The organism is Methanoregula sp., assembly GCF_028712425.1.
Taxonomy (GTDB): domain Archaea; phylum Halobacteriota; class Methanomicrobia; order Methanomicrobiales; family Methanospirillaceae; genus Methanoregula.
This window is the reverse complement of record NZ_JAQTQD010000001.1, coordinates 114,181-137,057: the sequence shown is the minus strand read 5'-3', so window position 1 is coordinate 137,057 and position 22,877 is coordinate 114,181. Positions and strand designations below refer to the sequence as shown.

19 protein-coding genes and 1 tRNA gene are annotated in these 22,877 nt (G+C 43.2%); 8 read left to right on the top strand and 12 right to left on the bottom strand.

The genetic code is table 11. The features are described from left to right. The first annotated feature begins 29 nt into the window (after window positions 1-29). The 3 genes from wecB (at window position 30) to PHF39_RS00550 (ending at window position 3,345) form a co-directional block, all read left to right on the top strand. A complete protein-coding gene (wecB, locus tag PHF39_RS00560; RefSeq protein ID WP_300219035.1) occupies window positions 30-1,091 on the top strand; it encodes a UDP-N-acetylglucosamine 2-epimerase (non-hydrolyzing) in 1,062 nt (353 codons plus the stop codon). A gap of 21 nt (window positions 1,092-1,112) precedes the next feature. Beyond that, window positions 1,113-2,384, top strand: coding sequence for a flippase (locus PHF39_RS00555; RefSeq protein WP_233504474.1), 1,272 nt, complete (start codon window positions 1,113-1,115; stop codon window positions 2,382-2,384). 136 nt (window positions 2,385-2,520) lie between these two features. Next, window positions 2,521-3,345: a class I SAM-dependent methyltransferase gene (locus PHF39_RS00550; protein ID WP_300219028.1), complete on the top strand. Its 825-nt coding sequence runs from the start codon at window positions 2,521-2,523 to the stop codon at window positions 3,343-3,345. A 2-nt stretch (window positions 3,346-3,347) separates the two neighbouring features. Here the strand turns inward: PHF39_RS00550 and PHF39_RS00545 are convergent, their stop codons facing one another. From PHF39_RS00545 to PHF39_RS00500, 10 genes are all read right to left on the bottom strand, one after another. Further along, window positions 3,348-4,289, bottom strand: coding sequence for a class I SAM-dependent methyltransferase (locus tag PHF39_RS00545; protein WP_300219026.1), 942 nt, complete (start codon window positions 4,287-4,289; stop codon window positions 3,348-3,350). 62 nt (window positions 4,290-4,351) lie between these two features. Beyond that, window positions 4,352-5,833 carry a hypothetical protein gene (locus PHF39_RS00540; protein ID WP_300219023.1) on the bottom strand — a complete coding sequence of 494 codons (1,482 nt, stop codon included), beginning with the start codon at window positions 5,831-5,833 and terminating at the stop codon, window positions 4,352-4,354. Between the two features lie 356 nt (window positions 5,834-6,189). Next, window positions 6,190-7,266, bottom strand: a complete 1,077-nt coding sequence (locus tag PHF39_RS00535; RefSeq protein ID WP_300219020.1) for a glycosyltransferase family 4 protein — start codon at window positions 7,264-7,266, stop codon at window positions 6,190-6,192. After that, window positions 7,263-8,480, bottom strand: coding sequence for a glycosyltransferase (locus PHF39_RS00530; RefSeq protein ID WP_300219017.1), 1,218 nt, complete (start codon window positions 8,478-8,480; stop codon window positions 7,263-7,265). Before PHF39_RS00530 ends, PHF39_RS00535 begins: the two co-directional genes overlap by 4 nt. Next, window positions 8,467-9,609, bottom strand: a complete 1,143-nt coding sequence (locus tag PHF39_RS00525) for an N-acetyl sugar amidotransferase (protein ID WP_300219014.1) — start codon at window positions 9,607-9,609, stop codon at window positions 8,467-8,469. Before PHF39_RS00525 ends, PHF39_RS00530 begins: the two co-directional genes overlap by 14 nt. Next, window positions 9,606-10,706, bottom strand: coding sequence for a DUF354 domain-containing protein (locus tag PHF39_RS00520; RefSeq protein WP_300219011.1), 1,101 nt, complete (start codon window positions 10,704-10,706; stop codon window positions 9,606-9,608). The genes PHF39_RS00525 and PHF39_RS00520 overlap by 4 nt, the downstream gene beginning before the upstream one ends. Continuing rightward, window positions 10,706-11,188 carry an acyltransferase gene (locus PHF39_RS00515; RefSeq protein ID WP_300219008.1) on the bottom strand — a complete coding sequence of 161 codons (483 nt, stop codon included), beginning with the start codon at window positions 11,186-11,188 and terminating at the stop codon, window positions 10,706-10,708. The genes PHF39_RS00520 and PHF39_RS00515 overlap by 1 nt, the downstream gene beginning before the upstream one ends. Window positions 11,189-11,206: 18 nt before the next feature. Further along, a complete protein-coding gene (locus PHF39_RS00510) occupies window positions 11,207-12,214 on the bottom strand; it encodes a GNAT family N-acetyltransferase (protein WP_300219005.1) in 1,008 nt (335 codons plus the stop codon). Then, a complete protein-coding gene (locus PHF39_RS00505; RefSeq protein WP_300219003.1) occupies window positions 12,195-12,956 on the bottom strand; it encodes a hypothetical protein in 762 nt (253 codons plus the stop codon). Before PHF39_RS00505 ends, PHF39_RS00510 begins: the two co-directional genes overlap by 20 nt. 15 nt (window positions 12,957-12,971) lie before the next feature. Continuing rightward, a complete protein-coding gene (locus PHF39_RS00500; protein WP_300219000.1) occupies window positions 12,972-14,660 on the bottom strand; it encodes a glycosyltransferase family 2 protein in 1,689 nt (562 codons plus the stop codon). A 995-nt stretch (window positions 14,661-15,655) separates the two neighbouring features. Here PHF39_RS00500 and PHF39_RS00495 point away from each other — a divergent pair. Beyond that, on the top strand, window positions 15,656-16,552 hold the full coding sequence (locus PHF39_RS00495; RefSeq protein WP_300218997.1) for a hypothetical protein: 897 nt from the start codon (window positions 15,656-15,658) through the stop codon (window positions 16,550-16,552). Between the two features lie 289 nt (window positions 16,553-16,841). Here the strand turns inward: PHF39_RS00495 and hypD are convergent, their stop codons facing one another. Next, window positions 16,842-17,870: a hydrogenase formation protein HypD gene (gene hypD / locus PHF39_RS00490; protein WP_300218994.1), complete on the bottom strand. Its 1,029-nt coding sequence runs from the start codon at window positions 17,868-17,870 to the stop codon at window positions 16,842-16,844. Between the two features lie 46 nt (window positions 17,871-17,916). On the opposite strand from hypD, the gene PHF39_RS00485 reads away from it, so the two are divergent. The 3 genes from PHF39_RS00485 to PHF39_RS00475 all read left to right on the top strand — a co-directional run bounded on the left by PHF39_RS00485 (window position 17,917) and on the right by PHF39_RS00475 (window position 20,465). Further along, a complete protein-coding gene (locus PHF39_RS00485; RefSeq protein ID WP_300218992.1) occupies window positions 17,917-18,969 on the top strand; it encodes a mechanosensitive ion channel family protein in 1,053 nt (350 codons plus the stop codon). Window positions 18,970-19,536: 567 nt separating this feature from the next. Beyond that, on the top strand, window positions 19,537-20,247 hold the full coding sequence (locus PHF39_RS00480; protein ID WP_300218989.1) for a sugar phosphate isomerase/epimerase family protein: 711 nt from the start codon (window positions 19,537-19,539) through the stop codon (window positions 20,245-20,247). A gap of 144 nt (window positions 20,248-20,391) precedes the next feature. Then, a tRNA-Thr gene (locus PHF39_RS00475) sits at window positions 20,392-20,465 on the top strand. A 487-nt stretch (window positions 20,466-20,952) separates the two neighbouring features. Here PHF39_RS00475 and PHF39_RS00470 read toward each other — a convergent pair. After that, window positions 20,953-21,117 carry a hypothetical protein gene (locus PHF39_RS00470; RefSeq protein ID WP_300218986.1) on the bottom strand — a complete coding sequence of 55 codons (165 nt, stop codon included), beginning with the start codon at window positions 21,115-21,117 and terminating at the stop codon, window positions 20,953-20,955. A 271-nt stretch (window positions 21,118-21,388) separates the two neighbouring features. On the opposite strand from PHF39_RS00470, the gene PHF39_RS00465 reads away from it, so the two are divergent. After that, complete coding sequence (locus PHF39_RS00465; RefSeq protein ID WP_300218983.1) at window positions 21,389-22,621, top strand: PLP-dependent aminotransferase family protein; 1,233 nt, start codon at window positions 21,389-21,391, stop codon at window positions 22,619-22,621. Window positions 22,622-22,877 lie beyond the last annotated feature (256 nt).

The window sequence follows — 22,877 nt, the reverse complement described above, 5'->3', positions numbered from 1 at the left end:
TGGTATATCGTGAACGGAAGTCTGGTACCATGAAGATAGTCACCATTGTCGGGGCACGGCCGCAGTTTGTCAAGTGCGCTGCGGTGTCAAGGAAGCTCCGGAAAGACCATACCGAGATCCTCGTACATACCGGACAGCACTATGACCCGGAGATGTCGGATATTTTCTTTAAGGAACTCCAGATTCCCCGGCCGGATTATTATCTTGGCGTGGGATCGGGTACCCACGGGAAGCAGACCGGCCAGATCCTGGAGAAGATCGAGGAAATCCTGCTGAAAGAAAAACCCGAACTTGTCATGGTGTACGGCGATACGAACTCCACGCTTGCCGGTGCGCTTGCCGCGGTGAAACTGCATATTCCGGTTGCCCATGTGGAGGCCGGCCTGCGATCGTTCGACCGCACGATGCCGGAAGAGATCAACCGGGTTGTCACGGATCACGTTTCGGATCTTTTGTTCTGCCCAACGGAAACCGCAGTCAGTAACCTTGCTTATGAAGGAATTCGTAAAGGGGTGCATCTGGTTGGGGATGTGATGGCGGATGTGCTGTGGTTCAACAAGGAACTCGCCAAAAAAAATTTCCACGTGATCAAAAAATTGGGGCTTACTCATGGCGACTATGCTGTCGCAACAATTCACCGACCTGTAAACACGGACGACCGTGAAGCGATTTCATCCATCATCCGAGCATTTGAGAAAGCAGAGATATCGATTGTGTTTCCGGTTCATCCCCGCACCCGGAAATATCTTGTTGAATACGGCCTGTTCAAACGAATGCCGAAGAATGTTCGCATCACCGAACCGCTAGGATATCTTGACATGATCCGATTGATGAGTAACGCAATAAAGATTATCACTGATTCGGGCGGGATCCAGAAAGAGGCATACATTCTCGGGATACCCTGCATCACGCTAAGGGAAAAAACTGAATGGGTTGAGACGTTGCAGAACGGGTGGAATGTGCTGGTGGGGACGGATGAGGGGAAGATCCTGGGTGCGCTGAAAGCCCCTTTACCCTTAAAACCGCAGCCGGAGTTGTATCCTGTTGGTGCGAGCGAAAAAATCTGCGAAATTCTTCAATTCTCTAAGTAAAAAAGGTGAGTTTGTCTGCAGTTGCCAAAAATATCCCTAAGTAAAGCAATGGTGGATGTTCAATGGGCTTTCATTAGTATAATTACAGCATCATTAGCTCATTTCATTCTTAGAATTATATTTGGGAGGGAACTCGGACCAGAGGGACTTGGGATCTATACTCTTGCATTCACAATATATCTTTTCGGAATGCAGTTCGCGGCATTTGGGATTGGATCTGCATTAACAAAATACGTCGCTGAATTTATTGATAATACTACAACCGTCCGTAATTACGTATCATCCGGGCTGACCAGTTCGATTATAACCGGTACCCTTATGTGCATTATACTCTTCATCTTTGCACCATTTATTGCTATTTCTTTTTTTAAGGTTCCGGAATTAGTGGGATTGCTCCATTTGATAGCGATTAGCCTCCCGTTCATCGCGATTCAGAAAGCAGTGCTTGGAACATTAAATGGTTTTCGAAAAATGCATCTTTATGCATTTTTAAATGTCATCCAGAATGTTACTATTCTCGTAACGTCAACAATCTTAGTACTGTTCTTTGACAGAGGGATTACAGGGGCCGTGATAGGATTTGTTGCACCTACCATTGTGATAGGAATCTTAAGCCCGATTCTGATTCGAGAATATCTTCAAACGAGTTTTTTTTGGATTTATTCAGCATTACGAGATACAACGTTTTTTGGATTTTATATAGTGCTTGGCGATTCTGTTTCGTTTCTTAATACACAAATGAGTATCATTCTTATGGGTTACTTCTTATCTCCATCAGATGTTGGTATTTATGCGGTTGCTGCGATTCTTGCCCAAATATTAGTATTAATTCCCGGGGCTATACAGACAGTAACGAACCCAGTAATTGCATCATTATACGGAAAGGGAGATATTGAAGGAGTTCGCCGTGTCTTTTATTCTACACTCAAGAAAAGTTTTCTTCTTACTGCGGGTAGTGCAATAGTTATTGCAGTTTTTGGGCCATATGTCATAATTCTCTTGTTTGGTGACATTTTTTTGGCATCATACATTCCTTTATTGATATTGTTATCAGGATATGCGATTGGTGCATCATTTGCAGCGGTTGGAACCACACTCTCAAGTATCGGAAAGGTACAGGTCAGTTTCTATGTGGGTGTCGTAGGTCTCGTGATAAACATCATCATAAATTTATTATTAATCCCGATCTTTGGAATTGTTGGAGCAGCAATGGCGACAAGTGCCACAATTATTATCATTTTCTTGATTCTCATCAGGATAATTAACAAATGTTTGCATACCCCTTTGGTATAATCTAACATATTATCCATTTTCATTTTTTCTTAATATTTATCCCAACTAGCACGAAAATAAAATCTAATGATTTCTGATTGGGTGATAAAAAAAATGATCCGATAAAATAAAATCTTTTTAAATCCGGAATGGATGTATGAATAATAAGTGGATACGAAAAGGTCATCATATCATTCAAATATTTCGAACAATTATAACAAATCCTAGTTCAATTGGTAATGTTTTAACAGATGAGGTTGTAATACGAAAACGGATAATTCAAAAATATGGTTTTGAACGAGGTTTACCAACATTAGATTTATTAGATCTTTTGCCCGAATTTGTCGATACAGTCTATCCCATCAGTTTTTTAAGTGATGGATCCACGCCAATTGATTATCTTCTGCTAAACTCACTAGCAAAAAAGTATGATCACTGTCAATATCTGGAGATTGGAACCTGGAGGGGGGAAAGTATTGCAAATGTATCACCATTTGCTGAAGAATGTTATTCCATAAGTTTAGCAAAAGAAGATCTTTTAAAAGAAGGATATTCAGAAGAAATGGTAAGATCAATGAGATTTTTTTCAGAAAAATTAAAAAATGTTATTCATATCGGAGCAAATTCAAATAACTTTGATTTTGGGTCAATTAATAAAAAATTTGATATCATATTTATTGATGGAGATCATAGTGAGGATGCTATAATATCAGATACCCAAAATGCATTTAAATTACTTAAAAACGACGATTCTGTTATTATTTGGCATGATTATGGACATACGCCCGAACGCATTAGATGGGAAACATTGGCAGGAATCATGGGGGGATGTCCACCAGAATTTAGAGATAATATATTTCATGTATCTAATTCACTCTGTGCAATATTCATCAGAAGAAAATTTATTACAAAAACATTCGATTTCCCTAGCGTTCCGAACAAAGTTTTTACACTTAACGTATCAGTGAAAAAAATCGTATGATATTATTTATACAATTCAATTAATATCACATTCGCTGTGGTTTGATTGTTAATTCGGACTCTATTTTTTTGAAGATAATATTCATTATATATTTCATATGGATTTTTTAGAATATGCAATAAAGTGAAAAAAAATGTATTTTTCTTCGTTTTGTTTTTACAAAATTTTTCAAAATTCGAAAATGTCCGATACCATGCAGGTTTTGATTTTGGCATTGATATTTTTATTTTCAAATTTACCTCACTGGCAAGTTGTAGACATGATGAATAATTCCATCGCGTTAAATGGTGTGGGGGGTTATTCAGAGGATCGAATAAAAAAGTTTCGTATGATGTGGGGGAGAAAGGAACGCTAATAAAAATTTTACCATTATCTCGCAATAATGGGAGTATTGAATTAATAAGATCTTTAGGATTACTGATGTGTTCGAGACAATGAAATATGACAACGTAATCAAAAAAATTTTGATACTCTTCTCTTTGAGAGAATAAATCAATATTTTCACAATATGCTATCAAATCTTGTTTCTTACATTTTTCAATTGATTGTAAACTAGTATCAAGACCTATTCCGTGAACAATTAATTTTTGTCGAATTGTTTTTAAAAACTCACCATTTCCACAACCAATCTCCAATAGTGAAATCTGTTTTTTATTTCTCTTTTTCATTTCATCAAGCAGAATATCCCATTCCCATCTTTTTGTAGGATAGTAATCAGATTGGTTCGTGATCCATGCATAAAATTCGGTTGATCCTGGTACTGAAGGATCAGCCCATTCTAATGAACATTGTCGACATTTATAGATGGAATAATCAATTATTTCTACGGTTTCAGGTATTTTTTTGTTGAAATTATTTTCTAATTCGTTTTTCAAATAATCCGATGGAAGTGAACAAAGGAAATCGGATTCTGAACAACATATTGGGCATAATTTTACTGGCATATTGTGAGTCCTACAATTAAAAAAGACCTTTCAATTTATAGGTCTTTACTTTACATTATTAATTAACATATATCAAATATCTGGACATTAAGGCTATCGTAAATTTTCGCATTAATCGATTGATCATTTCTAAATCGAGAATAATCTGTTTCAGTATATCTGCCAACTTCGATATATCCCGGGATTTTCTGATACATAAGTTCATCAATTGTCAGTAAAACGACATAACTTTGTTCACCATGTTTTAAATTTATTTCCGTGAATGATTGAGTGTTATCTGAATAACCAAAATGATCAGGTACCATTACAATTGAATCATAATTTTTATCTGATAATAAATCCTGAAACCTTCTGATTGAACTCAAGGGAGTTAATACTTTTTCAGTAATCTTTGTTCCAAAGAACCATTTCATTCCGTGGATTTCATTATTGGTCAAGGCATCATTTGTTTTAAAAATATTTGGTGAATTAAAAGTACCAAAAAGACTCAGGCTCCATATACCAGATAATATCAATAAAAATAAAAATATTTTTACTAGCGGGGATTTAAATCTCATGGAAATCACATAAAGAGATACAACAAATAGCGGCACCTGAGCGTAGATAATAAAATTTAAATTTGTTAATCGATCTGATTGATGAGAAATTATTGGATTGAAAAAAAGGATTAGTTCTAACATTAAAAAAAACAGGTAAAAAAAAGCCCAAAAAGATATATAATTTTTTAAAACAAGGGAAATTCTGTCTCGTTTTAAATAGATGATAATAATAGCGATTATTATAATCAGAAGTGGAATTGTATAACGTCCATAGTATACCGTCAACAATTTAAAAAGTTTATCGGGATTCATATTTATACGGGTCAATTTAGCAGTGGTCTCGAAAAAAACCGGTTCCGTTACTCTCTGCAGATAAGATCGATAACTTTGGTAAAAGTCCCCCATGAGTGTTGAACATAAAATAAACCACGAAAGAAATCCAATTACAACCATTAAGAATAAGTGCAGAATTCGTAAATAGTTCAAATTTTCAACTTTTTTAAGAATTTGGCTGAATATTATTAAAGCGAGAAATGTAGAAACTACCAAAAAAACAATGAATGGGTGCATAAATGGAACAAGAAGTATGAAAGGAAATACTAATACGGTATTAATAAAATTTTGATGTTTGATAAATTTGAACACTAGATAGAGGATAAGAGGAATAATTGCAAAAAATAAACCATGTGGAACATTTAGAAAATTATAAGGACCGAGATAAAAAATAAATGATGCGGGGATGGCAATATTAATAAGAATCTGATCTTCGAGGAAAAGACAACAGCAAAAAAACAGTCCTCCTGCAAAAAGGAAGGAACAAACAAGCGGAATTACGAAAGAGATAATATGGGGATCAAGGCCTGTTACTATTGAGAGAGCAGCGCCAATAATATGGCTGGCTGGATAAATATCCCACCCAGAAATACTGCCAGAGGTACTAATCTGGAGATATTCGCCAATATATGACATGTCATCTGCTCGCCCCATTGAGTAATAGCCAAGCATATATGGAATAATGAGGACTGCAGAATACGAGAAAATAATTAATAATATGCCAAGTTTTCTGTAAATTCCCTGGCCACAAAATATCGTTGTAGATCCTATTCCATAACAAACGATCAATGACAAGAAAAAATTAAGGGGTAGTGCCGAATAGATATCTACAATATATCCTTGAGGTACACAAAAAAATAAGACAAGGAAATTATGTATTGTTAAGAAATATCCTGTTGTCAATAGGATTTTCAACATCCATTCTTTTTTAAGGCGAGAAGAAATAATTTGAATCATTCTAGAATTCGATTGGGAGAATGTAGGGAGTTGAATAGAAAAAACCATACAAATCACGGCGAATTTATAATCTATCTGCACTCTCCATGGTATAATAATATAAATCTCTTTGTTGCATTTTCCCATGAAAATTTGTTTTTTGCAGTGTAATGAGCATTTTGAGATATTTTTTCACATGTTTCGGGGTTCTGAAGAAGAAAATCAATTTTTTCAGCAATTTTTTCGGGATTCGGTTCTACCAAAAACCCATTGGTACCACTTTCTATCGCTTCTGGGATACCAGCAATTGGTGTTGCGATAATAGGTTTTCCCATTGACATCGCTTCTAACAATGCTATTGGCAACCCATCGCCTAACGTTATATGAGTATACATCTTACTCATCTTCAATGGAATAAAGGGATTCTCGATGTTCCCCGTAAAAATTACATGTCTCTCCAAACCAATCTCGTGGGCAAATGCCTTCACATCATCTGAATATTTTCCCTCTCTTGTAACGATGAGTACAATATCAGGATGTGATTCTTTTAGCAATTGGATGGCCCGAAGTAGAACCTTTAGTCCTTCCGCTTTGTAGGAAAGAGCCGTCATACCAATTGCTGCAAGAATAATCGAATCATCACTAATACCAAATTGTTTTTTAAATTCCTTTACTTGGTAGTCTGAAACAGTAATTGCAGGAACTCCCGCATAGGTAATTGCAGTATTTTGGAATGAGAGCCTGTCAACTTCAATAATTCGCTCTTGTAATCTCATTGAAACAAATGTCACACAATCACATGTATTCAGGAGAATCTGAAAGAAGGTCTTTGCAAATAATTGTAAGCTTTTATCAGGTTCGGTATGGAAGGTATGGATTAACTTGCATCCAAAAATTTTCTTGTAGATTACACCTGGCAGGAGACAGTACCATGTTTCTTGAGTGTGAATGACATCTGGTTTAATTTTCCATAAGTACCAGAAACAATTGAAAGAGAATGCAATTTTATTTCTCCCACCATTGAATTGCTCCGGATCATAGCCGTCTCTGAAAACTACGGAAACATCTGTTCCCACATCCTTCAAAGTTTGCACAAAATTAACAAGAAAAGTCTTGATACCGCCACCATCACTGTTCTTCCAATAATTTGTGATTAGAGCAACCTTCATTTATTTCTCCTTAAAACATCCAAATATACGTCAATAATTTTTTTAGCAATATTCTCTGCGGAATACTGTTCTGCATATGCAAGGATCGTATCTCTATCCCAATCTCGATCCAATGCATTCATAATTTTTTTAGCAAGGTCACTAGTATTTGCGGGTTCAACGAGAATACCATAATTTTCAGAAGAAATAACTTCTGGTACGCCACCAACATTCGTTCCAATAAATGGCTTCCCACATCCAAGTACCTCAAACATTACCGTCGGATTGCCTTCGTTAAGGCTCGATAGTACGAAAAGATCAGATGCATTTATCCAGAAAGTGAGTTGATCCCCGGGAATAGATCCAAGAAGGAATACTTTATGTTTGAGGTTTAACCGGTCGATTTGTACCTGCAAACTCGACCGATCGGGGCCCACCCCCCCGATATAACAGACCACATCCGGTCGTTGATTACTGATCTGCTTCATCGCATCGATCAAGTAATTAAATCCCTTCCTCTTAATAAGAAATCCTAAAGAGAAGATTATTTTTGAATCCATAGAAATGGACAAATTCTTTCGTGCAATCCTCATATCAACAGGATGAAAAGCCGGGGAAAATGCATTCGGAATTGCATAAACATTCTTATTATAACGCTGCAGGATTGGGATGTCTTTTTGGTTCACCCTAATGAGAGCATCGTTAGCTGACCAAGATAAATTGATGAGGGGATGGGCCATTTGAACTTCCTGATTAAACCAGTCACCGTTCTCATGAATTGTTGTGATTACGGGCTTCCTATATTTCTCTTTAAGCTTCAAACCGATATATGCAAAAGGCCAGGTAAAATGTGAATGAATAAGATCGAAAGTAAGTTTTTTATCCAAAATAAATTTGTCGATTACCGTTACGCGATTGTCGATGACAAATGGTCCTGACCAAAAAATTGGAATATAGTAGCAACGAGGGTAATATACTTCAATATTTTCATATGCATAGTCCCTACACAACCTGTCCTTTGAAAACAGGCCCAAAGAAAATAAGATTGGAGAAATAACGATAATTTTTTTGAAATATTTTCTTATTTCATCAAGTTGTGTTTTTACAAACATATCTCCTATTACAGAGGTGTCCTTGTTTGGATAGCAAGGTGTCAGGACTAATAGAACTTTGTCAGAAAAAAATTTCTTTTGGAAATTGTTCATTATTTTTTCTGTCATATCATTTCCGATCATAACTTCCATAAATCTTCGTCGGGAATAAATGCAGTTTGTATGCAATCTCAATGAGTGGTTTTAATTTACAAACCAGAGAATAATACGAATCGAATTCGGCCTGGGATCTCGGTTTAGAATTAATAATCTCCTCAAACTCATCTTGATTAATACCAAAATTAGTACAGAGATATTGAATATCTTCCTTTACCATTTCATCACTGCATGCTGGCAATCCAAGTTTAATCAAAGCTTCTTGTCGGCTCATCTGATTGGATCTAATTAATGCTGAAAAATGAATTTTCCTTTTATCAATTCCAAATTTTTTCGGTAGGAAATATCCTTGGACAAATCGACAATATCGAGATTCATGATGACCGATACCATAATCAATCCATCCCAACTCTTTTTCGAGTATCTTTTTTACATCAGATTTAATATATGATAAATAATAGAGAGGACGGACAATCTGTATCCTCTTAATCAGGAAATAATACAGATAATCGCTGAGCATTAGATTTGGGAAACTCTTCAAACGAACATGACCGAACCGATTATGAATGTCAGTCAGGTATTTCCCATCACCATAACTCCAACCGGGCGGCATTTTTCCTTCAGTTTTAAAACAATTTCCAATAAAAATATATTTTATTCCAAACTGCACAGCACAGCGATACAATGACGCAGTAATTGCCATATCCGGAGGGGTTTCAACATCAGGAATCGATGCCCTGAAAAAAGCTAATTCGAGATCAGATAGTTCAGACTCATCTATTTTTACAGTATACAAATCAACATTCAGTTTTTTTACTGCGGTTTGAACATTATGAACAGAGATTTCCGTATCACTCCCATCATCAACATGGATCGCAAGTGGATTGAGACCATATTTTCGTGCAAGATATAATGTGTAGATGCTATCTGTTCCCCCACTAACTCCAATAAGACAATCATATTTTGCTTTATTTTGATTGTTTTTAATATTATCAACGATCTGTTGAAATTTTTTATACGTGATCTCATTACCAGGGAACTCGTGCTCAATAAGGTCATAATTTTTGCAGAGACTGCAAATTCCGTTATTATCGAATGTGATTCCTGGTATGCTATCATCACAGACACATCTTGCACAAATTTGTTTTTTGATCATAATGTTTCTCCCGTAACATGACCCCAGAAAGATTGCAAATCTGGATTCTCTCGTATTTCCACCACACTTTGGGGATAGGCTTCTATGAACCAGACCAAAAATGCAGTGACGTCAATTTTATCTCCCAAGAGGATTTTCAATTTTTTTGCCCACTCATTCTTAATATTTGGATTATTTAAGAAAGAGATTGCACAGTTAATTGCCGCATTCTCATCACTAAAGTTATAAACAAGTCCGTATTTTTCCTCCAGTTCAATAAAATTTCCCATATCTTTTGTACCGACAAAAGAGTTACACCTCACAGTAGGTGTGCCTAAAATTGCGGCTTCCGTTGCCATGGTCTGTGAGTCACAAAAAAACAATCTGGCATAATAGAGTACATCATGCATCTTTTCTGATGATACCGTAAGTTCATACTTCTTTAAATTTTCATCAAGAGTGGCTTCAGAAGAAATAAAGATCCGACCGAATTTTTCTAATTTCTTTACAAGTTCAAGCTTATCCTGGATCCCTTTTTTACCAATATCATGATGTGCTCCCCAAGAAACAAATCTCAAGATAATAAATGGTTCACCATTTTGTACACCAAGTTCATCTAATATTGAAACATCCGGTTTGAAGATATTCGGATGGAGATAAGCCAGTTCTTTATATCCGGCATACACAATCTGTTTTTTTCCTAAATTCATCCGAAACGATTCCGGCGTTAATACAGCCTGCGTCAACGGCATCGTGCTGTATAATATTATTTTAGCAGGTTCTGAATCCGCTAGACAAATGTAAGGAACCCTTCGTAATGTTGCGGCAAGTCCGGGTGATGGATCCATTTGCGTAAGAATGATATGAGGATGAAATTTCCCGATAAGGGAGTAAAACTGCCTTGTTCTCTTTATCATCTCTTTTAAATAGCCCAAAGGCGTTGTCTCCGCCTTTCCTGTCAAGACATACTTGAATCCATAAATATCCAGCAAATTAATAGTCTTGTCTTTGTCCCGGGCCACGATTAGAAATTCATGACCCTTTTCCTGCATCTTCCAGATAAAATTCTTGAAAAGATGAACATGAGCCGGATGATTTACACTAATCAGAATTTTCATTAATTTTTCCTCGCAGTGCTAATTTCACGGATTATTTTTGCGGGATTTCCAGCAACGACACAGAAAGACGGCACATCTTTTGTTACCACGGATCCTGCCCCGACAAGCGATGATTCATTGATACAGGTATCAGGTAAAATAATGCTACCGGCACCGATCCAGGAATCATGTTTTATCCTGACATTTCCAAAAACTTCAAAATGTGGATAAATTGAGTGTAATTCTCTTAAGAGTGAGTGGTTCGGGTGAGATGTAATGATAATTGTAACATTAGGTCCGAATGCAACGCGATCCTCAATAATCAAATTTTCTTCGTAGCCGATATCGCAAGCTAATGTAAATCCTTCATTAATGATTACTTGGGATCCAATAGTGACTCCGGTCATTTTCAATAGAAAAACACGGATCGAGTTGGGTAAAAATGCATTCTTTACAAGAGAACGGCAGATTTTTCTAAAACCTTTTTTTATTATGTTGACCATTTTAACCAATCCTCATTACTACTTGTATACAATTTTTCGATAGAGCTCAAATCCGTACTGGGTGATCTTCATCATGTGAGGTTTGTGAATTTTTGTAAACCGGCCAAAATTAACCAGATCCCCGCCAAATCGTCTTTTAAATTCCCTGGGCCCGTAAGGTTTGTTGGGATCACCCGCTCCCCCAAAGTCGAATCTTGAATAATTATTCTGAATACCCCATTTCAGAATATTCCATACGAGGAATTCATTTGGATAATTGGATAAATCTTCCAAAGAGGCACCAGCGTACCAGTCATAAATTGTCTTATTATAGAGTAATATTGCCCTGGCGCCGATGTATCGATCCTCATACCGTGCCAAGAAAAATTTTGCATGCCCCGAAGGAACGAGCAGTTTCATCGCTGCAAGAAATAATGATTTATCGGCAAGAGGGATTTGGACATTCGTGTACGTGGTTTTCAAAAGTGAATAGAAAATATCCATTTTTGAATCGTCCTTCATCTCTTCGAAAACCAAACCATATTTTTCAGAACGGGTAATGTTTTTCCTTCTGTCTTTGTGAATTGATTTCCACAATTCATTCTCTGTTCTGTCCAGATTAATAAGGAAATTCAGATGTTCTATGAAAGAATAATCCGGGATTGTGTCAAGAGTATCCTTCATCTCAAATAAATTCCGTATTTCTGTATATATGGTCCGTTTTTTCACTTCATCGTCAAAATTTTGAATCAAGTCCAAGGCATATTTTTTTGAGAGATCTGAAGAAATCAGGGGTCCACCGAAAATAATAGCTCTTGATGAAAATTGACTGAACACGTTGTTCATTTCCTTGATAATAACGCCCTGAATCACACCTTTGATGGTTTTTGATTCCACCTCCAAGAGAGCAAAGCGGACCGGCTCATAATTTTTTGTGTTTTTATAAATTTCAAATATCGAAGAATGCTGATAGACATTACCCTGAGGATGCGAATCAACGAATTTATTCCAATCACAATCTGAGATATCATTTATGATGAGTAACATTTCGAACCCGCCGGATCACTTTTTTCCCAATATTTACACATTCATCAAAACATTGTTGATATATCCAGTCTCGATTGGAGGTTGCCCATCGCTCAGAATGAATGTTCAGATAAAGCTTTGAGAAGGAATTTTGTTGAATTTTTTTGATCAGATCATCTGTGGAATGGCAAATTCCGATACATTCTTTTTCATCTATATGATCGCGCAGATTGTTTTCACCAGACCATGATCTACCCGTATCGGAAAAGTAGGGAATATTCTTGACTGATAAAAAAGCCTCCCCGATGATACCAAATCGTGAGTACTCATATTTCTTCCACAAATCAAGGTTATTAAATTTTGACAAAGGGCTTCCATGCATGCAAATGGTCTGAATGTCGCAGATTTTTTTAAATTCTGTAAGTTCATTTTCAAAAAGTTGTATGGCTTCGGGAAAATTTCCTTTTGATTTACTTAATACCTCGTAGTGGTAACCAATTTCATGGCCTAATGACTGAATTTTTTTAATCATATCTGGTTTAAATGTATAGGGATAGCGAAAATAATATGTTGACTGAATGCCTCTTGTATGCTCGAATTTTGCCATCTGAAGTGCATTGCAAATTTTTCTGTCGATATCATGTCTGAGAATTAAAAAATTTTTCTGTGGTTTTTCTATGAGATATCGATTGACCGGAAAAATCTCAAAGAACTGCGATAATGCAGAACACAAGTTTTCATATTTTTCTATAGTAAAGTCCATAATATCAAAAATGAATTACTGATACCACCCATTCGGCATCTTCTCCTGCTCCATATCATAGAACATTGCAAAGAACAGCATCTGCAACCCGAATCCAAACATAAGCAAGGAAACGGTTAGGGGAACAAACATGGCATAATCAAGGATGTATTTATAGTATAATGTATACAGTCCACCAATTATGCCAATCCCCGTAAACACCGCCCCCGCCACATAGAAAAACACCAGCGGGTGGAAGTTCAGTACAATATACTTCATCTTCAGCCGCCAGAGGAAATCTTTCAGCAACAGCCACGACACCCGGTAAATATACGTACTATACTTAATCTTCGACTTCTCCATCCCGTACCGTGCCGGGTGCGGGACATTGATGACCCGGAAACCGAGAACGTTCAGCTTCACAAGGACATCGTTACAATACCCATAGCGTGGGTAGATGCCGGTAAGACTGATCCGTTCGAGCGCCCGTCGCGAGATTACTGTATATCCATTCTGGGGATCCATCATCTGCCAGTAACCGGATGCTATCTTCGTAAGCATTGTCAGAACACTGTTGCCGAGATACCGCCACTTGCTCATGCCCTTCCGGAATTCCTGGTTGATGAGCCGGTTACCCATGGTGTAATCGCAGCGCTGTTCGACAACAGGATCGAGTAGTTCCGGGAGGAATCGCGGATCCATTTGGTTATCTCCGGCCATCACGGCCACATAGTCCATCTTGTCTTCCAGCGCTTTTTTGTATCCGGTAACGATTGCTGCACCAACTCCCTGGTTCACCTCATGCGTAATGGGGACGATGGATGGATCGTTTTTTGCATAATATTCTACAACTTCCTGCGTCCGGTCTTTCGAGCAATCGTTCACTACATACACCCGGCATACAAACTCCGGAATGCCGGCCAATGTATCTCCAATCAGTCGCTCCTCATTATATGCAGGGACAACGACCCCAATCTTACTTCCGCGGTACAGGCACACCTTAGCGTCGCATTCTGCTGCGGCGGTCAGGTCTTTCCGACGAGTAATGGCCATGTCCTGGACAGACAGCCCCTTCCGGGAAAAAAGGGTGACCATGAGGGAATCGAATTGTTCGTTGTTCGGGAGCAAGTCGAGCAACATGACCCCTTTCACGCTTAATGCCCGGAATGTTGATTCCGGGTCTGTGCTCCTGAACTCATGCTGCGATTTCTCGAGCTTCCCTTCCTTAACGCCATTATTGAACCGGAAAGGGGGAATGACTCTTCGTCCTTTCAAATAACGGGATCCAATGACAAGATCGGTACTGCCGTTTAAAACCGGTTCAGCAATCGCAGGGATATCCCGTGTCAGGTGCTTTCCGGAACTGTCGATGAGAATAACTACCGTGCACCCGTACCCGAGTGCTCTCCGACACCCGGCAAGGATCGAAAAGACCCGCCCTTCGTCATATTCCCGGGCATTGATGACTGTTGCACCTGCATGTTCGGAGACAGTAGCGGTATTGTCATACGAGTTGTCATCAACAACAATCACGTGAGGCGTATACTGGCGCGCAAGAAGAACAAGACTGCCAATGGATAATTCATTGTTCTGCGCCGGTATGACAACAGCGATACGGGGATCTGGTGAAACCTTAAACTCTCCAGTCTTTTCTGAATGTTCTTCTCCGCTCGTAATCGGCGGATCAGATGGGATCGGAATCGGGTATATGCCGCTGTCAGTCATATCGGTCTTCTTTCGTCGTCAATTTTTGAAATTTTCCAATTTTTTGAAAATATACTCAGGAAACATACATCCACCATTATTCCATTTATTTCTTTCATTCCACAATCAATAATACGCGAAAAATACTCCGGCCATGCACAAACGTCCGTTTGATAATTGCCCGGCAATTTGCAGGCTAAAATACCTCATTTACGCCGGAAGAAAAACCACAACCCTGTCAGAAAACCACAGTATTCAGCGCCAACGCACCCCATCTCTCCTTCCGATTCCTGCGAAAATCCGCAAAAATGACAGAATTTTCCTCAAAAGGTTTAAATCCATCTTTAAAGTACTGTCAAAGAGGAAAAATGGTGGCAAATGTTTTAATACTATGACACAATGGTAATCAGAAGATTTATCAGAGAACGAAATAATAAAGTTGGATATATTGATGGGGGATACTGATTATGAGACAAAAACACGACCTTCTTATGCTTGTCCTTGTTGCCATGCTCTGCTGCGCCCTGGTGCCGGCAGTCTCGGCAGCACAATTTGACGCAGAATTCACTGCACCTGCAGACGGAGCAGCGATTCATTCCGGCACTGTCATTACCGCTCAAATCACAAATCTTGATGCTGGTGATACGTTCAAATACCAGATTACCTCTTCAAATCTTGATACTACAGGAAACACGGTAACTCTTCCAGATGTGGTACTGCCGTTCGGTTTTAAAAGTGGCTCATCTAAGACAGCGTTAAAATTTACAAACGGAGTTTCTGGAGCTACTTCGCTAACAATCAAACGGCATTCCGATTCCACTGAAGTAAATCAAAATCGGGATCCCTATTCAGGTAATCCTGACATCACCATCGAGAGCAACATTAAAGCCGATACATACGATTTTACATTAACCGGGACAAAAACCGGTGGGAATGTCGGGATAGATTTCTCCGTATCAGGGACGGTGGACGCTCCTCAACATTCCACGAATGATTTAAGTTTCACTATCAAGGAAGTGAAAACCGGGACTATCACCATCACAATAAGCGATAAGGACAGCGTGGTTAAACAAAAGAGCTTCACCATAACCCAGCCCCCGACCCCACCCAACCCGAGCGGAGGGAGTGAAGGGTATGGCGGCGCTCCTGAAGGACCTGCAGGACCTGTCGGTCCCGCTGCACCCCAGCAGCAGGCTCCAGCCCAGTTAGCCCCGGTGCAGGGAACAACGGCGACCACGGCAACCATTGCCCACAATGAGCAGGGCCAGGTCCTTGCCAATTATGAGATTGAAACAGATCCGGACGCAGGGTATTCGTCATCAGTCAGTATCAATGTCGGTACAACAGCAGTCATGGGACCCGGGACACCGAACCCCGGCCAGCCGGTAGGGGAGATCTCGGTCACTCCGCTCGACCCCGCAACGGTTACTGTTGACACGGCAACGAGCGGAACCTTCTCTTTCTCCGGCCTGGCCATTGAATGCGGTCCCGAAGGAGCGCAGTTCTCAGGATCACCTGTCACTGTATCCTTCACCATGACCGCAGCGCAGTGGGCAGATGCACTTGCGGCAGTCAACGGCAACATTGCAGCGATGACTATCCAGACCTTCGATCCGGCAACCAATGCATGGGTGGAAGTACCGACCGTTGTCGACCCGGTCACCCACACGGTCAGCGCCCAGGTCACCCACTTCAGCACGTATGCCGTGTTCTACAAGTCTCAGGCAGCAGCAGGCATCAAGACCATCGGTGAACTCGCCCAGGTTACCCCATACCAGCCCCGGGTGACAACAGCAGCTCCCGCAGTGACTCCGGCACCGACCCAGATGGCGCCCGTTGCAACCCCGACCCAGCAGGGCGGAATATTTGACGGTATCGTCAACTGGTTCAACTCGCTGTTCGGGAAAAAGTAAGTTCCCCTAATAAACACCTTTTTAAATACTTTTTTAATACGATCCCTCAATCAAGACCACTCCCCGCAATCGGAATTTGTGGTTTTCCCCGGAAATACCTGTATGGGGGTGTAACCACCAAACCTCTGGCATGATGAGCCCTTCCCAGTGCGGCATCTTATCGTGCAGCCAGGTGGGCAGGCGGCAGATCTATCAATTGCGATGGAATGGTCGGTATCTCATATTGAGCAATTGAAAAAAGGGTTGTTCGTTACGTTCTCTATTGATAAAAAACTGGAAAAGAAAATTCTCACGCCTTCTTTGCCTGGTACATATGCCAGATCTTGCATGCGCCCTCGTGGCTGACCATGCACGGGCCCACCGGAGTACGGGGAGAGCAGACTTTCCCGAACAGTTTGCAGTCCGAAGGCGTGGCAAGCCCGCGGAGCACCCGGTCGCAGATGCAGGCCGAGTGCTTGCTCACGTGCTTAAAGACAATGCCGAACTTCTTCTGCGCATCGTACTGCTCGAACTCTTTTTTGAGCCGGAGCCCTGACCCGGGAATAACCGGGAAGCCCCGCCACTCGACATCGGACGGCTCGAAGACTTCGTACATCAGCTTCTTCGCCTTGACGTTTCCTTCGCGGCTGACAGCACGCGGGTAGGCATTGTCAACCCGGTGCGTCCCTTCTTTCACCTGCTTCACGAGCATCAGCAGGCCTAAGAGGATGTCCTCGGCCTCGAAGCCGGCAACGACCTGCGGCACGGGAAACGCCTCGTACTCCTCGTACCCCATCACCGTGCAGACATGGCCGGGGAGCATAAACCCGTGCAGCTTTGCCTCGCCCTGGTCGAGCAGCCATTTCATGGCGGGCGGGACAATGCGGTGACAGGAGAGGATCGAAAAGTTCTCCGGCGGTTTTGTCAGGAGAGTTGCGGCAACGGTGGGGGCCGTGGTCTCAAAGCCAACCGAGATGAAGACAACCTCCTTGTCGGTCTTTTGCGCGATCCCGACAGCCTTGTGCACACCCTGTACAACCCGGACATCGCCGCCGCAGGACTCAAGCGAGCCCCGGGTGCCGGGTACGCGGAGCAGGTCGCCGTAGGTTGCGATGATGCAGTTTTTGTCGACAAGGTCGAGTGCTGCATCGATCTCGCCCTGCGGCGTGATGCAGACCGGGCAGCCGGGCCCCATCACGATCTTCAGCTGTTCCGGGAGCAGGCTCCGGAGGCCGGTCCGGGCGATCGCGGCCTCATGCGTGCCGCAGATATGCATGAAGGTCATCTCCCGGTCAACCATGTCGTGCAGCGTGTCTGCAATCTCCTTTCCCGTCGCCATAAAAGTCCCGGAAGTATTAACTGTAAACTCACATAAGTGTACGTATATGGTGCTCGAATTCGCAGGATTCCAACCAAATTATATCTTTGCTGCCCTCACCATCCTTGCCGGCATAATCATCGCGTTTTTTGTCCGCGCGTTTGTCAGGTGGCTGGAAGCCAAGGCCGAAACCACCGAGACGAAATGGGATGACATCCTCATTGCCGCTCTCGGCATCCCGGTCCAGATCACCATTATCGTCATCTCGGTATACCTTGCCGTTATCTGGTTTGACATCCTTCCGGAGAATGCGAAGTTTCTCCTTAACCCGGCCTACGTCACCTCCTTCTATATTCTCATCAGCGCCTGGATCGTCTCCTCGCTCCTCCACGATATCATTGCAACGTACGGGCGGATCCTTGCCGGGAAATCCGATACCGACCTCGATGACCGGCTCATTGATCTTTTGGAACTGGTGATCCGCTATGTCATATGGTTTGCCGCGATCATGGCGGTGCTCAAGGTCTTCAACATCGATATCACCCCGTTCCTGGCCGGTGCGGGTATCGCAGGTATCGCTGTTGCACTCGCGGCCCAGGACTTCATCTCCAACTTCTTTGGCGGAGCGATCATCAAGGTCGACAAGCCGTTCAAGGTGGGGGACCGTGTCAGGATCGATGATTATTATGGGGATGTCATATCGGTCGGTACCCGCAGCACGCGGATTAAAACCCTTGATTACCAGGTCGTGACCCTGCCCAACAACAAGATAACGACAAACGTCATCGTGAACTACTCGGAGCCGGACGAGAAACTCCGTCTCACTATTCCAGTGACTGTCGCATATGGCACCGACCCGAAACGGGTCAAGACAATCCTGCTCGAGATTGCACGCGAGGCCATCCGCAACACGGAGTACCTTCTTGAAGACCCGAAGCCCACGGTCTTCTTCACCGAGTTTGCCGAGTCCAGCCTGAACTTCATCCTCCGTGTCTGGATGAAAAAATACAATGTCCCGGATGAAGTGAAGGACATAATCAATACCCGCATTGCCGAGCGGTTCGCAGAAGAGGGTATCGAGATCCCGTTCCCGCAGATGGATGTGCATTTGAAGAAATAATACCGCATTTTTTTCACCGTAAAGAATGGGATGTGATAGTCTCATTTTTTTGGCTCTGTAGAAAACCTTCTCTCAACGCACTCAGTGGAATTATGAGTGTGACCCCCTCTCTCCTCGAAGAACGCCGATGCGTTCAGGAGAAGGTCGCCGACCTTCTCCTGCTACAGGTCAGACGACCTGTGGCATTCTACAACCTCCCTGCGGTCGTTCCCCCGTGGGGGAGTCCGAATGGTCCATCAGGGCCATGAGGAAGGAGAAGATGCCGCGCATCTTCTCGTCTCGCAGTCCAATGACTGTGAAGACAGCCCAAGGGGGCAAGCCCCCTTGACCCCCGTTTTTCATTTTTTTAAAGCTTGTATACTGCCAAGTTCCACGGTTCGAACAGTCGTCAGACTGTGAGGATGAGAAGAATCCGAAGGATTCTTCGCGGGGCGAGGGTCGGAAGACCCCGAGCGCCCGTGGCTCCATCCCCATCTAACACTATCTCATATATGTTTTCTACAGAGCTCATTTTTTTCAAAACTCCAACCCGCTTATTTTATGTCCGTTGCCGCGTGATCACTCATCATGTTCGGAGTTTCAACATTCTGTCTCCACAAGCTGCCACTCGAAAAGGCGCTGGAACAGATCTCCGAATTTACCGACCGGATTGAGGTGATGGACGAGGGGCTCCATTACCTGCACTCCGCTGAACCGCTGCTCTCCTATAACCACCACTTCTCCATCCACACGCCCTGCCGGGGCACGAATATCGCGAGCCTGCTCGAACCGATCCGCAGGGCAAGCGTTGAGGTGATGGCCCAGTGCATGAAGATCGCAGCTGAAGTCAATGCAGGCATCGTCGTCCACCCGGGCTATTTTGCGTGGGCCGAGGAACGGGACAAGGCCTGCCGGCAGCTGGAGCGGTCAATTGACGACCTCACTGTCCTCTCGACTGACCTCTCGGTCCCGTTCTATATCGAGAACATGGGAAACTGGGAATACTTTCTCTTAAAAGTGCCGGACGAACTCCCGCTCATTGGAAACTCCCTGTTCGCGCTCGATGTCGGGCATGCGCACCAGATGCACTGCCTTGACGAGTTCCTCGAATACCCTGCAGCGCATTACCACCTGCACGACAATTGTGGAGATGCCGATTCGCATATGGCGGTTGGCGACGGGTCGATCGATTTTTCCATTGTCATGAACGCAGTGAAGAAGTCCGGTATCGAGCCGATCATCGAGGTCGAAAAATTCGAGGACGTGCAGAAGAGCATCGACCGGCTCAATGCGCTGTAGTGCCCGCCAGAACCTGCAATCCGGTCGGAGAATCGACGATATTCTCCCGATTTCCCGTGCCGCCATCTCCGCAATGTTTTATAGGGAGTAACCACAACGTAGTTAGGCAGTCCGTGCGGGAGCTTCTTTCGTCGGATGTTGTATGCCTATGTGACACAGCCCGGCAGTGTGCCTCCTTGGTAAGGAGGAAGTCCCGAGTTCAAATCTCGGCATAGGCTCTTTTTGATTTTAATATTGTTTCACGTTCGAATACTTTCCTGTATTTTTCTTTGGATTATTGTGATTCTTCTCTCTATAATGCGAAGGTACAGGAACCAATTTATCAGGTTTATTGTGGTGGTGTATCCCCGGACGGGAATCATATGGGGAAGAGCCCATTTTTTCAGCATCCTGAATCGGGCGCCTCCAATCCAGGGCCAATACGTGCTCCGTTTCCCTGGTTTTATCGATCCAACATGTCGAATTCGCAGATTTACCTGCCAATTATTTTCAGATATCGTATATTCAGCCCCGGATGAGCAAAAATCGATAGAATACAGCCCCAAAAACATGTCTTTTTAGTCCCTTTTGTACAGCCTTTTGGGAAGGTTGATGGACTTAATCTGATCCGGGTGTCCCGGGGCTGTCCGGAGCGCATTGTGACCTTTTTGGGAAAATGAGTATTTCTCCGTCGGTAATCTGAGTGACCGGGGGTTGTTTTAGACCTCACCGGATGAACATGATCAGCTCGCCATCCGGCGACAGGTTGTACCTCTTTAGTAAAACATCGTCCCGAAGTGTACATTCGCGTCCGAACACTTGATAAAATTTTTCCCGGATCCGGTCAAGGCGCTGGTAATCATAGGCCGATGCAATTGTTGGTCTTGCCATATCCATCATCATGAGCAGGAGATTGGCGAATAGATATTTGAACGCGGGCCGGGCGCAGCGTGAAAGTGATCCGGTCCTGCGATGCATCCGGAAAATGTTCTGGAATATCAAAATTTTTTTTTGGAAAATTTTGCGTTCATAAAAAAATTAAAAAAATCATTTCGGAAGTTTTTAAATTTTTTTTTTCTAAAACTATTTCTCCAGTCCTTCCCGTTACGGATCACTTTATCCACCACCCCCTCCAAGTTTATCCGCACAAATCAGGTGAACCATGAGTCAGCAGACATTGTCAAAGGCCGGGGCCAAAGCGTCCTCTGGCTATAAGTACACGTTTGCAGCGCGGATGGCAAAGACGCCCAAGTCCTTCATCCGTGAGATCCTCAAGGTGACCGAAGATCCCCGCATCATCTCGTTTGCCGGCGGCCTTCCGAACCCGGAGCTTATCGATGTCGATGGCGTAGCCCGGGCAACGGCTGCCGTACTGAAAGACGATGGCCGGGCGGCGCTGCAGTACTCGACCACTGAAGGCTACCGGCCCCTCCGGCAGTTCATTGCGGACCGGTACAAAAAACGCCTAGGCCTCGAGATCTCTCCGGACGAGATCCTGATCACGAACGGATCGCAGCAGTGCCTTGACCTGATCGGAAAAGTCCTCATCAGTGCCGGTGACCATGTGGCCATCGAGCGGCCCGGGTATCTTGGAGCAATCCAGGCATTCTCGCTGTACGAACCGGTCTTCCACCCAATCCTGCTCCATGATGATGGTCTGGACCCGGCGCAGTTCGCTCATGAACTGAAAGCACACCCGATCCGGTTCTTCTATGGCGTCCCGAACTCGCAGAATCCATCAGGGGTCACGTACTCGGAGCAGCGGAGACAGGATATCGCAGAACTGCTCCGTGGAAAAGACACACTGCTGGTCGAGGACGATGCCTATGGCGAACTGAATTTTGCCGGGAAATCGCTGCCATCGTTCCGGCAGTACCTTCCGGAGCAGACCATCATCACCGGATCGTTCTCCAAGATCCTTGCCCCGGGCATACGGATGGGTTGGGTTGTCGCACCGCCGGCCATCATGGAGCAGCTCGTTATTGCAAAACAGGCGTCGGATCTCCACTCCAATTACCTCTCGCAGCGGATCGCGTACGAGTACCTCACGCATGAGGATATCGATGCAAAGATCCGCATTATCCAGGCGCGGTACAAGGCCCAGGCAGAACTGATGGTCAGCCTCATGAAGGAACTGATGCCGGTGTCAGTCCGGTTCACGACGCCGCAGGGCGGCATGTTTGTCTGGGTTACGCTGCCGGAAGGGATCTCTTCAATGGAAGTCTTCGAGCGGGCGCTTAAAGAAAATGTAGCGGTCCTGCCCGGCACACCATTCTACACGGACGGCGGCGGAAAAGACACGCTGCGGCTCAACTTCTCCAACTCGTCGCCCGAGAAGATCCGGGCCGGCATCGAGCGGCTCGCCCGGGTGATCCGGGATATGGATCGCTCCTGATTTTTGGCTTTATAAAATTCCCCATAATAATCTTTGATTGATTACGATGGAGCCACGGGCGCTCGCCGCCTCGTCGGGGCTTGCCCCGTGGAGCATGACCGGGGACAGCGTATCACCAAGAAATCTGTTCTGTAGAATCCTATTCTTCCTGTTATGATCGCCCCCTTAGCGCCAGCGCAGCGTTTGATGCGGTGGGTATGCAGGAGATGCCTCGGTACTATCGGTAAAGGAAAAATGCCACGATCCGAACAGGGAA